Origin of the sequence: Proteiniphilum sp., assembly GCF_034927365.1 — a bacterium.
Taxonomy (GTDB): domain Bacteria; phylum Bacteroidota; class Bacteroidia; order Bacteroidales; family Dysgonomonadaceae; genus Proteiniphilum.
This window is the reverse complement of sequence record NZ_JAYFQD010000004.1, coordinates 1-12,468: the sequence shown is the minus strand read 5'-3', so window position 1 is coordinate 12,468 and position 12,468 is coordinate 1. Positions and strand designations below refer to the sequence as shown.

Annotated in this window: 13 protein-coding genes; 7 read left to right on the top strand and 6 right to left on the bottom strand. The window is 42.9% G+C overall.

Going from position 1 to position 12,468, the window contains the following annotated elements:
• The 7 genes from VB073_RS01970 (at position 1) to VB073_RS01940 (ending at position 8,642) form a co-directional block, all read left to right on the top strand.
• A complete protein-coding gene (locus VB073_RS01970) occupies positions 1 to 1,209 on the top strand; it encodes a DUF4249 family protein (protein ID WP_323402465.1) in 1,209 nt (402 codons plus the stop codon).
• Between the two features lie 144 nt (positions 1,210 to 1,353).
• Positions 1,354 to 2,448, top strand: coding sequence for a hypothetical protein (locus tag VB073_RS01965; RefSeq protein ID WP_323402464.1), 1,095 nt, complete (start codon positions 1,354 to 1,356; stop codon positions 2,446 to 2,448).
• Between the two features lie 23 nt (positions 2,449 to 2,471).
• Positions 2,472 to 3,182, top strand: a complete 711-nt coding sequence (locus tag VB073_RS01960) for an outer membrane beta-barrel protein (RefSeq protein ID WP_323402463.1) — start codon at positions 2,472 to 2,474, stop codon at positions 3,180 to 3,182.
• Between the two features lie 43 nt (positions 3,183 to 3,225).
• The gene (locus VB073_RS01955; protein ID WP_323402462.1) at positions 3,226 to 3,936 is read left to right on the top strand and encodes a porin family protein; all 711 of its coding nucleotides are present in this window, start codon (positions 3,226 to 3,228) and stop codon (positions 3,934 to 3,936) included.
• Positions 3,937 to 4,193: 257 nt separating this feature from the next.
• Positions 4,194 to 4,712, top strand: coding sequence for a hypothetical protein (locus tag VB073_RS01950; protein ID WP_323402461.1), 519 nt, complete (start codon positions 4,194 to 4,196; stop codon positions 4,710 to 4,712).
• Positions 4,713 to 4,717: 5 nt separating this feature from the next.
• On the top strand, positions 4,718 to 7,462 hold the full coding sequence (locus tag VB073_RS01945) for a TonB-dependent receptor (protein ID WP_323402460.1): 2,745 nt from the start codon (positions 4,718 to 4,720) through the stop codon (positions 7,460 to 7,462).
• 4 nt (positions 7,463 to 7,466) lie between these two features.
• Positions 7,467 to 8,642 carry a DUF4249 domain-containing protein gene (locus VB073_RS01940; protein ID WP_323402459.1) on the top strand — a complete coding sequence of 392 codons (1,176 nt, stop codon included), beginning with the start codon at positions 7,467 to 7,469 and terminating at the stop codon, positions 8,640 to 8,642.
• An 8-nt stretch (positions 8,643 to 8,650) separates the two neighbouring features.
• On the opposite strand, the gene VB073_RS01935 is transcribed toward VB073_RS01940, so the two are convergent.
• From VB073_RS01935 to VB073_RS01910, 6 genes are all read right to left on the bottom strand, one after another.
• On the bottom strand, positions 8,651 to 9,403 hold the full coding sequence (locus VB073_RS01935) for a hypothetical protein (protein WP_323402458.1): 753 nt from the start codon (positions 9,401 to 9,403) through the stop codon (positions 8,651 to 8,653).
• Positions 9,404 to 9,618: 215 nt separating this feature from the next.
• Positions 9,619 to 10,224 carry a hypothetical protein gene (locus VB073_RS01930; protein ID WP_323402457.1) on the bottom strand — a complete coding sequence of 202 codons (606 nt, stop codon included), beginning with the start codon at positions 10,222 to 10,224 and terminating at the stop codon, positions 9,619 to 9,621.
• Positions 10,225 to 10,576: 352 nt separating this feature from the next.
• Complete coding sequence (locus VB073_RS01925) at positions 10,577 to 10,813, bottom strand: hypothetical protein (RefSeq protein WP_323402456.1); 237 nt, start codon at positions 10,811 to 10,813, stop codon at positions 10,577 to 10,579.
• A gap of 53 nt (positions 10,814 to 10,866) precedes the next feature.
• A complete protein-coding gene (locus VB073_RS01920) occupies positions 10,867 to 11,073 on the bottom strand; it encodes a hypothetical protein (RefSeq protein WP_323402455.1) in 207 nt (68 codons plus the stop codon).
• A gap of 169 nt (positions 11,074 to 11,242) precedes the next feature.
• The gene (locus VB073_RS01915; RefSeq protein ID WP_323402454.1) at positions 11,243 to 11,752 is read right to left on the bottom strand and encodes a hypothetical protein; all 510 of its coding nucleotides are present in this window, start codon (positions 11,750 to 11,752) and stop codon (positions 11,243 to 11,245) included.
• Positions 11,753 to 11,867: 115 nt separating this feature from the next.
• Positions 11,868 to 12,365, bottom strand: coding sequence for a hypothetical protein (locus tag VB073_RS01910; protein WP_323402453.1), 498 nt, complete (start codon positions 12,363 to 12,365; stop codon positions 11,868 to 11,870).
• Positions 12,366 to 12,468 lie beyond the last annotated feature (103 nt).

Sequence of the window (12,468 nt, the reverse complement as noted above, 5' to 3'; positions counted from 1 at the left end):
ATGATGAAAGCAAAACAGATATATTTATCCATTGTACCAATCGCCTTACTGGCTATTTTATTAGCCTGCCAAAGGGAGATTATCCTCGACAATAATGGTTATATCCCGAAAATAGTGATGAACGGGATTATATCACCCGACTCGCTGATTGAGATAAGAGTCGGCCGGAGTTTTTTATATACCGACAGGCGTGATGACAAAAGCCTGCTCAAGGATGCCTCGTTGACAGTGTTTATCAATGGTGAAGAACGCGACAAGATGCAGATGATCAGGATCGATACGATTAGCGATACGGACTGGCGTGGTAATTTCACCGGATACAAGACCCTATACCGCTCCTCGGTACGACCCAAAGTGGGTGATCGTGTCCGGATTGAAGCATCGGCAGAAGGATTCAATGACGCCTGGGCAGAGACCTCCATACCGGTACCACCCCAGATTAATCGGGTCGACACCTCTACATTTTTCACTTCCAAGAAGATAGTGCATGACGGCTATGGGGAATATTCCAATATTGATTATTCCAGTATCTATCCTGAGAATATCAAGGTGGAGGGGCAGTACAGGAACCTGCGCATAAAAATGGCAATCACAGCAAGTCCTGAGTCAAGCCAATATTACCAGCTCCGAGTCAGGCAGATGACGGAAAACCTCGGTTTAGAATACTACCCATTGGAGAATTATTTCTATATATATACCGATGATGATCCGGTGTTTGATGAGAGCTATGAAAACAAAATACTGGAAGATCTCATACTGGAAGGTATTGATTTTGAAGGAACAAAAAACTTCACTTCTTTGCTCTTTTCGAACAAACTGTTCCGCAATAACGAATATACACTCGACTTCTCGCTCACCAATTATTACTTTATCCACACCGAGTACGAAAAAATAGAGAATGAGAATGAAAATGAATGGGGATGGGGGGTTCCTCCCTCTACCTATATACCTGTACATACAGAAACATTGAATCCTCCTCTCGAGGTGCGATTCACCCTTATCTCGCCTGAGTTATATCCCTATTACCGTAAATTCAATGATGTGACCAATCAGGATGAGAATCCACTCTTGATTATTTCGGAACCGGAGATCACCTTCAGTAATGTACATAACGGTATCGGGGTTGTAGGTGCGGTATCCAATGTAAAAATACAAATCGGGATTCCTCCGTTTCCGGGAGGGAAAAACATGGTTCCGCGAACATTCTGAGAAGAATGCTCTGTCTATAAGCCTGCTATAACTCTCAAAAGATAATTCCATTGAGTAATTCAATTTTCTTCATTTTCGGATGAGTGATTTTAATTTTTGTGCGTCTTAGAGATATCGAGTATTAACTATTAAAATATTAGGTTTATGTTTCATAAAATGCGTTTTTTGAGTATTTGCCTTTTAGCAACATTATGCTTTTCGGGATGTGAAAAGGAGTCTCTTCCTGATGAAATATACGGAAAAGAAGAATGGCCAACAGATCAGAATGTGTTTGTAGCAGGATTTGAAAATAATCCGGATGAAAAACCGATCGCCAGGCTCTGGAAAAACGGGAAGATGGTAAATCTTGCCGGCAGTACCGGTAAGGTAGTCCGCGCATCAGAAGAAGTAATCACCTCGGAAGCACGTTCCGTTTTCGTATCCGGCAATGATGTCTATGTAGCAGGATATGACATCATCGCAGGTGAACGAGAAGGCGAGAGAACCGGCCGGGCACGCCTCTGGAAAAACGGCGAAGTACAGGAACTTGAAGCCGGCACTTATTATGAACAGGCAGCAGGCATTTTTGTATCCGGCAATGATGTCTATGTACTTGGCGTTGAATCGCTCCACCCTGACCCATCCGCACGCAAATGGGCTTATAAGTATTGGAAAAACGGAAAGGCAGAAGTTTTTGCCGAAGGGAATTCTCTTGACGGCGTGAAGTCGATTTTCGTCTCGGATGGCGATATTTATGTAGCAGGCGGTTATGACAAGCAGGCCAAACTTTGGAAAAATGGCGTAGAGGAAAACCTTCCCGGAGGGGACTACTCCAACTCGGTTTTTGTATCGGGGAGCGATGTCTATGTAGCTGGTACCGGTTCTTCCGCCGCGAAATTCTGGAAAAACGGGAAGGCAGAGAGTCTTACCAATGGCACGAAAGATGCACATGCATTTTCTGTTTTCGTTTCCGGAGAGGATGTCTACATTGCAGGATTTGAGGGAGATGAAGCCAGGTTATGGAAAAATGGAGTCGTACAGGAAATCGCGGATGATAAGGACGCAAGAGTATTCTTTTCAGTTTTCGTATCCAATGAAGATGTATATACATCGGGCTATACAGAAGTGGTTGAACCGATAGCCGGATCCTCGCTCAAATATGGATATATGAAAGCCACCCTCTGGAGGAATGGTAAAAAACTAAATCTCAGAACTGAAAGTAAAAATAATTCACGGGGAACATCTATATTTGTAAAATAATTATTTCACAATATCTAAATCATATGAAACGAATCTACTTAATTACACTTGCCGTCGCCATGATTGGCGGATTGGCGGTCTCTTCTGCTACTGCACAGCAAAGAAATTCTTCAGAAGTGAATGTATCTCCGCAGAGTTATAAGGATTTCCGGATTTCGGTGGGAGGAGGTTATGCTTTCCGCCTGGGAAAGGTACAAAAGACAGGTGATGCCAAAGTCGATGATGTGAGCAAGCAGTTGAAACACGGATTTACCGTTGATGCCGATGCGCAGTATTTTTTCAAAGAGGGTTGGGGTCTGGGGCTTAATGTAAACTACTGTTCATCACCTGCCTCCGGGGAGGATCTTGATCTCCAATTCATAGATGGAACGAGGAGGGTAAATAAATACAAAGAGTCGCAGAACATGTTATTTGTTGGTCCCTCATTTGTGGGTCGCAATGAATCCCCAAAGTTCCTACTGGTATCTTCTTTTGCCATCGGCCCCATATTTTACATGGACAATATAAATATGGATGGAATAGACGGTAGCATGAATGCGACTACTTTCGGATATAACGCCGGGCTGGCAGGGGAGTACAAGTTAAATGACAAAACGGGTCTCGGCTTAAAACTCTCTTACACTATGGGGTCCATTAATTCCATTAAATCAGGAGGACAAACTGTAAAATTGGACAAACCAATAAGTGTTTCCAACCTGATGGCTACTGTTTTTATCAGTTTCCGCACATGGTGACAAGAGGCCGATATGGGGATTTTGAAATACAGACATCTACATCATGAAAATAAAAATCATTGTTTTTATGGCGCTGCTTCTCCTGGCAGCGCCCTTGTCTGCTCAACTCCGTACGGGATTGAAGGGAGGGGGAAATCTCTCCAATATCAATATGTATTGGGGCGATGTTGATCTTGATAATTACAATCCTCGGATAGGTGTCCAAGCCGGACTGATGGCCGAATATATGTTTATGCCCCGTCTCGGGTTACAAGTCGAGTTGCACTATCTGAACAATGGAGCCACCATCAACCCGGAAAAACACAGGCAGTGGTTTACCTACTCCGATGAAATCTCCTTTGAAGGATTTATCAATATGCATACCTTTCGGTTGCCGGTTTACCTGAAGACGAAATTGGCATTATCCTCCGACTGGAAGATATATGTGATGGGAGGAGGTTTTGTCTCTTTCTCGACCTCGGCAAGTCAACACCAAAAGTTCTCCGGTCCTTTATCCCTGAAATTGAGGTGGAGTTTGTATGAGCCTGAGGTACGCATACTCGAGGATGTAGGAGATAATCTTTTTATGCAACATTGTTGGGCCGTAGGGTTTGCCGCCGAAGCAGGCGTAGAGGTCATGGACCGGTTGACCGTGGGAGTAGGTTTCGCCCCGGTACTCAACAATATGTCGGCATTAAGCTATCTACCGGGCACCTCTATCCAGCCTGTCACCCGTATGTGGACAGCCACCGTTTCGGCAGGCTATTTCTTTTGATTCATTTCAATGGCAAGGAAGCCGAATTTCGGTATGGACATTTGATAAATATGGAATAATGCAAAATGATAAGAGAAGTTGGACTAATTATCGTTGAAAATTGACCGATCGATTTTGACAATTACGGCAAAGAATTGCCCAAAGAAAAGAAGATATTAAAAATATAGTTCAAAACCGGTTTCAATAAAACAAAACAATTCGTACATTAGCACAATGAAAGAGAAGACATCGAAAAAGAAATAGCAAATAGGAAAGATATGGAAAGACTATTTACAATTTTGACTTTATCTTTAGGCTTTATTTGTGCTGCTCATGCACAAACGGTAATAGTCAACCCGGACGGGACACACTCAATAGTAATTAGCAGTGGAAACACATCAACAGTAGTGAATTCCGACGGAACACACTCGACTGTCATTAATAATGGCAGTACTTCTACTATTGTGAATTCAAATGGAACCCATTCAACGATGATTAATAATGGCAATACATCGACTATCGTGAATCCTGACGGATCACACTCCACAGTTATTAATAGCGGCAACACTTCAATTATTGTCAATCCGGATGGGTCCCACTCAACGGTGATCAAAAACAGGAAGAGATCGACAACTGTAAATCAACACCCGATAGTTACTAAAAACGATGTAACAACACTCTCTGCAGACACGGTTAAGACAGATTCTGCCCAGGTTAATATTGCGGATAGTGTAAAGACCGTCAATCCACCCTGCAAGAAAAACAAAAAGATAGAACGGTTTCCGGGCACTCTATAAATCGTATGCTACGCTGTATTATCTTCTTCTTATTGATTATCGGACTGAAGACATCCCTCTTCGCCCAGGAGAGAATTACAGTCGATGCAGAGAAACGGCCGGTTATCGAGATTCTTCAACAGATTGAAAAACAATCAGGATATACCTTCTCATATACTCCTTCGCTGTTGACAAACTTACCTCCAGTCACCCTGAAGATTGTGGACGAGCCGCTCGAGAAAATACTCCTGCTTCTTTTCGATAAAAGCGATATCCAGGCTATCATACAGGAGAAGTATATCATCCTGAAAAAGAAGCCAAAGGAGGTTACCGTCAGCGGATTTATATACGACCGGGAATCACACGAGTCGCTGATCGCCGCCAACCTCTACGACAGAATCTCGGGACGGGGCGCCGTCACCAATAACTTCGGATTTTACAGCCTTTCCATCCCGCCCGGAGAGATCGAACTCCGTCCCAGTTACGTGGGATATGCCAACGAAAACTATCTACTTACCGTAACACGTGATACGGTGATCCATTTCTTTTTGCCACAATCGTCACTACTGAAAGAGGTAGTGGTGGAAGGAAATCAGGAGGATATCCTGCACCACACCGAGACCGGGAAAATAAGCCTTCATTCTGCGACATTAAAAAGTATCCCGGCTTTGTTGGGAGAAAGCGATGTGATCAAGGCATTGCAGCAGATGCCCGGCGTAGCGGTAGGAACCGACGGCCTGGCCGGACTCTATGTCCGTGGCGGGAATGCCGATGAGAACCTATACCTTGTCGACGGAAATCCTCTCTACCATGTACATCACTTGCTGGGACTCTTTTCCACCTTTAATCCCGAAGCGGTGAAAATCATGAATTTCTACAAGGGTAGTTTTCCCGCCCGGTATGGAGGACGTTTGTCGTCGGTTGTAGAAATGCGGATGAACGACGGGGATATGAAGAAATTCTCGGGGGCAGCCTCCATCGGCATCCTCTCATCGCGCCTGAACCTGCAGGGACCTATCATCAAGGACAAGACTTCCTTTTCAGTCTCGTTACGGCGCACCTACCCCGACCTTATCGCACGTCCTGTGTTGCAGTATAACAACCGGAGGTCAGAGAAAAGAAATCCGGACAAGTACTTCAAAACCGATATCGGTTACTATTTCTATGACTTCAACGCGAAGATCAACCACAAGTTCTCCGACAGAAGCCGTATCTACCTGAGCCTGTTCGATGGGAAGGACAAACTCTTTTTCGATGAAAACAGCGTTACACGATTCCGTAACGAGTATCCCACGCACAGTTACGATCCGGATAACCCGGAAGGCAGGATCCAGTATGATTATAAAAGTAAATCGGAGAGGATATCGAATACAGATATAGGCTGGGGAAACAGGATGGCTTCACTGAACTGGGCGTATGCTGTCAACAGCAAGCTCTTCTCGAATACCACCCTGGTCTATAGCCGATACAGGTCAGATATCTCCTATTCCCAGGAAAACAAAGAGACTTTCACCTCCAAGGGTTATGATGATCCCAAGGAGAAAAACGAGGAGGACTCCCAGCTTTTTAATTCGATCTACAGATCGGGTATCACAGATATAGGGTACCGGCTCGATTTTGATTATACCCGCGACAATAGCCACCTGGTCCGCTTCGGCACCGCGCTGTTGCAACATAACTTCCTGCCGGAAGAAAGCCGCATCTTTCAATTGGACAAGGAAAAGGAGAGTAAAAAGAGCGACACCATCACCTATGCCGATGAACGGATCAGGGTAATGGAACTATCCCTCTATGCCGAAGACGAGATGGACCTCGGCCGGCGGGTGAAGGCAAATGTCGGCATCCACTTCTCGGGGTTCTTCGTGCAGGGAAAAAGTTACCTGAGCTTGCAACCCAGGCTGTCAGCCCGCTATCTGCTCTCGAAAAATTTCTCGTTGAAGGCATCCTACGTCAGGATGAGCCAGTATGTACACCTGCTGCAAAGCAGTTACATAAACACCCCCAACGACTTGTGGGTTCCCATCACCCGAAACGTGAAACCACTGTCTGCCCACCAGTTCTCGGCTGGCATCTATGGACGGCATCATGGCTTCGACCTTTCGGCAGAGGTTTACTATAAACGGTCGACCAACCAGGTCGAATACAAGGACGGCAGTAGTGTACTCTTCAGCAACACCAACTGGGAAAATCGCATTGCCCAGGGGATCGGCACGGCATACGGGATAGAACTGATGGCCAGGAAAAGCGTTGGCAACACATCGGGATGGATAGGCTACACGCTCTCATGGGCAAACCGCCAGTTCCAAAACGGAGAAATCAACCAAGGGAAGGTATATCCGGCGAAATATGATAACCGGCATAAGATCAACGCCGTACTCACACACCAGTTCAATAAAAAATTCGACATGAATATCTCGTGGATATATGCTACCGGCAACTGGACAACGCTGCCGGTGGAAGATTATATCGATATGGAAGGCATTAAAAGAGAATATGTCCATCAACGGAATAATTACAAGATGCCCAACTACCAGCGGCTCGACCTGAGCTTCAACTATTATCGGCATAAGAAAAACGGGAGGCAAGGCATCTGGAACTTTAGCGTCTATAACGCCTACGCACACCACAACTCATTCCTTATATCGCTTATGGAAGGAAAAACACGGGTACCGGAAGGTACAGGCACTTTTCCGAACACCCGTTACCCAACCTACCAGAGCTATTGTTTCCTCCCAATTATCCCCTCCTTCTCATACACTTACAAGTTTTGAAGACATGAAGAATTCAAGCAATAGATATATGGCGATGCTGCTGGTTGGGATATGGGTCTCCTTACAGTCATGTGTGAAAGAGATCCAACTCGACCTGGCCGATCACACCCCCAAGATCGTGATGAACGGGATCATTTCTCCCGATTCACTGATCGAAATCGGTATCACCAGAAGCTTTTTATTCAACAACTACGCGTCCGACAACAACCTGTTGGGGAACACCTCGTTAACCCTCTTCATCAATGGACAGAAGCGGGAAAAGATGCAGATGGCACGTATGGATACCATCACCCATCGCGACAGATTTGATATCGATTACACGGCAAGGATCAGCATCTTCCGTTCCACGGTACGCCCGAAGATAGGCGACAGGATCAGGATAGAAGCATCGGCAGATGGATTTGATACCGCATGGTCGGAAATCACCATCCCGTCGCCACCGGTAATCCACCGGATCGACACTGCCACATTCGTCTCACTAAAGAAAATCATCAATCCTGTCAACAAGGATTTTTATTATCCCTATGATTCCCGGTATATTTCAAATTTAAAGACTGAAGAATTTTACCGTAACCTGCGGATCAGGATGGAGGTCACTTACGACTCTCCCGCGAAGGGCCACTATTTCTCCCTCCGGCTCAAGACCATGTTCCGCCCCGAGAAGGAGAGCTATCTCTATCTATATTCGAATGATGATCCGATATTTCAGGAAAGTTACCACAACAGCATCCTGGAAGATATTATAAACGATGGAGCCTCCACCCGGGGAGTCAAACATCTCGACCGGCTCTTTTTCTCCGATAAACGATTCAGTAATAACCGCTACAGGCTCGATTTCTCGATTAGCGACTACTATGATATGCAGACGACCACCAACGTAGGAAGTGATCCGGGAGAAGGTGTGTACGATCCCCTTCTGAGTACCGTCACCAAAATCCTCAATCCTCCCGTAGAAGCCGAGCTCGCGGTCATATCCCCCGAATTGTACTCCTACTTCAGGATGAAGAATCACGACCTCAACTCCGAACCGCAGGGCTTCGTCATGTTCTCCGAACCGGAACCCACCTTAAGCAACGTACACAACGGTATCGGCATTGTTGGCGTTCTTTCCCCCACAAAATCGATGATTGATATACCGTCCTATCCGGGAAGCAGGGAACGGATTCCCAAATGGAAATAAGGAACATGTCAATGTAATGCGGATATATATTTTTTTTCAACCAATTTATTGGCTCTCGCATCCGTTACGATTTGATTACATAGATCAGTCATTTTAAGGGCAACATCTCGAGGGTGTATAATAGACAATGACCACACCTCGTGCCCTACCACATTGCGAAATACTACCTCATTATCATCAACCAACAGTGTACCCACGCCTTTCGCTTTATAAGTGTCGATGAACGAAACCATTTTTTGATATAGTTTCTCGGCAAATTGATTGCTGATGGGGATTGATGACGACTCAATTTTTAGGAGGGCAAGCCTCTCTTCTTGTTGCTTGGCGAAGGCAGCCCGGTTATGATTAATAATTTGTTTGCGGCGATCTTCCGGCATCCCGGCCCACTCGCTTCCTGAAGCGATGGAGGGGTATTTCATGCTTGCCATCTCACTCGCTTCCGCGTAATTCGAAACGTATTTGACCTCAAGAATATAGGATTTACGTAATGAATCTCTTACGATACGAAAACCGGAAGGCGGTCTAAAGGCAGCGTTTTCACCAGCAGGTAAATAAGAAAACTCAACAGGAGCATTAAAATCTCCGAAAAATAGTTTTTCGATCTCTCCTTTGCTCTCCAGGTTGGCTATAGGATCAATAGGTCCATGGAAATAGAAATTATTCTCTATCCTTTTTACAAATACACTTTGTCCGTCCTGTTGTGAAAATATAGATACGATAAAAAAGGCATAAAGCAAACAGCACATCATAAATTTTGTCATAATTGTCTTCTTAATGCGGATCAGAGGTTTGCACTGTCCCTATTCCATAAAAATAGCTATTCTTGTTCATCACTGCAGGATATAAAATTTCAGGAGCTTCATATCTTAATTTAAGAAAGCACAGTATTGGTATCATTTTTTTCATAAGCATAGTCTTTGTATCCATATTCTTTTGGAAAGCAGAAGCAATCATAAGGTCAGATGGCATAAATTTCCTAGTCTTGTACCGGTCTTAAGCTACTGACGATCTTCCCATTTTTATATACCCATCCATTTACAAATTCCCCGTCCAGATTATGGAATTTAATCTGTCCGGAGAAACGCTTATCGCGATCGATATAGCCTACTTTGCCAAAAGGTTTGAAATCAGTCAGCTCCAGATACTCAACCGATGATACGACACTCATAAAGAAGCCATCCGTTTCTCCATTATCCAGTCTGGTTTTTATTACCAGACGTGTATACGAAGAGGTATTCATGTAACGTTTATCTCCCGTTTCATCAAACTTCTGTTTGGTCTCAGGTAGTCCAAAAATCAAACCACCCTTCATGTAGAGATAGGTCTCCACGACCCTCTCTTTGGCATTGGATGAAACTGTAGCCTTTTCCCAGTCAGGTTTAACTTCCAGTGGAGATTTGTTTAATCCAATCTCAATGAATGAACTTTCATCGGGCCGCTTCAACTCATACCATTCTTTTGCCAGCATAACCTCCTTAGAATAGTGCGATTTTCCAGGATTAACGTATAATTCGCTCTGGCAGGCGTATATACATCCTGTCAGGATGATATAGGCGAATAGCTTTATTGATTTATTTTTCATATTTTCAGGTATTTATAAATTTGTCTATCTCTTAAAAGTATTTTTTATCGTTTCCTCGAAGGAGATATCTTTCAACGTGTACTCATCCGTGTTAGCAACATCCTCTTTCTTCCAGTTTTTGATCAGAGCCACCGGCTACCATGGAAAAAACAGTAAAGAGTCTTAACCTCATAATACTAAACCTTTTATTTATTGATTGATTAAAAATTCACTATGCATTTCAAAATTCTAAAAATACTGAATTTTTTTTACATATCATCTCTATCTGCGTAAATTTTCAATATATATATGTAGTTCTTCTTCCGCTAAATTATCACCACAAGCAGTGGAAAATAAGTACAAAAGTATACCTTCAAGACTTGAAGAACCGTATATGTCCGGCTATATATCCTGATGCTGCTTTTTCTCCATTGAATCGCAAATCCTCTATCATCAGTTCCTCCTTTACCCTTTCATTCAACTTCTTCAATTTTTTTGTGTCGATAACGGATGGATCCGGTAAATTTTCAAAATAGAACCGGGTTGCCATTATCTTTCCATCACTGGCCCTGACCGCAATTAATGCAATGGGTTTGTAATTGGTGCGCATATTGTTCCGCTCTTGTTCACTAAATAACGCGTTTTCTATCCTTTTAAGTTTTTCTATACTGGAAAATCTTGAGGATGGATTGAAAAGGTCCTCCCTTTTTTATTCAGGGGATAACCCCTATAATTATTCCAACTCAGATCTTCAAAGACAATATCCTGTTTTTCTCTAAAAATCTTAAACCCGTCTCTTACCTCCTGGGAAAGTACGACAGAAACAAAACCCTGCAGTACAATCAATACAATGATATTATACGTTTTCATATTATCACAATCACCCTCGAGATCCACGTTGAAAATATCAAATAAACACTATTGCTTCAAATTCCCAATTCAAACCGGGAGTTAATTACCCGGGGCATCTTTACCGCATTAAGAGATGCCCCGGGATAGAAGAAGACTTGTATTTGCTTAAAAAGCTTTAATTATCAACTCAATCCATAAATACGCGCAACATCTGATAAAAAGATCCGGAAACTACATCTCCTCTTCTAAAAGATATTTTATCGAATTTTATATTTCTCTTGATTTCTTCCCGATATTTCGCCAACTTCTCAGTATCAAACTTAAAAGAATCATCCACAGGGCCGAATGAGAAAGAGACACAAACAACATTCCCGGAAACTGCTTCTATAAGAACGTTTGCAATTATAGGCTTAGAATTATATTTTTGTATTTGCTTCCTTTCTTCGGGAGTGAAAATCGATTTCTCTATGGATATCAACTCTTCCCGTTGATTTTTGTATTGAACTGCATGCACTGACAATTCTCTCCCCTGTCTATCTTTTAAAGGAGCTTCGTACTTCTCTGTATTTATATCTTCATAATAAAAACGATCAGAAGACAATTTCACTAACTTGAATCCATTCTCTGTATTTTGAGCACAGACTAAAAACGCAAAGGACTCTATCAGCATGATAAATAACAAATTACATATTTTCATATCACTAATTATTAAAACAGTTAGACACATCGATCAGTTCACTCAATAAAGAGAGTAAAAATAGACCGCACCATCTTTTGCCGAAGAATATCCGGAAGTCTCCGTAAAGAAAATTTCAATGCTTGAAGAACCATATATGTCCAACTATATATCCTGATGCCGCTTTTTCTCCATTGAATAGCAAATTCTCTATCATCAGTTCCTCCTTTACCCTTTCATTCAACTTCTTCAATTTTTTTGTATCGATAACGGATGGATCTTGTAAATTTTGAAAATAAAATCTGTTCGTTACAATCTTTCCATCACTGGCCCTGACCGTAATCATCGCTCGGGGTCTGTAATTGGTGCGCATATTGTTCCGCTCCTGTTCACTAAATAACGCGTTTTCTATCCTTTTGAGTTTTTCTATGCTGGAAAATCTTGAGGATGGATTGAAAAGTCTCTCCCCTTTTTTATTCAGGGGGTAATCTCCATAATCATCCCAATTCAGATCTTCGAAGACAACCTCCTGATTTTCTCTCAAAATCTTAAACCCGTCCCTTATCTCCTGCGAGAATATCACAGAAATAAAACCTTGCAGTACAATAAATAGAATGATATTATACGTTTTCATATTATTTGATATTCATTTTATCAGAAGTGAGAATAGATATGGTTTTCTGTCTATCCGTGGATAACTTGTTTTTAATCTTGCTTTCAAAGAGGGAGCAAGCAAT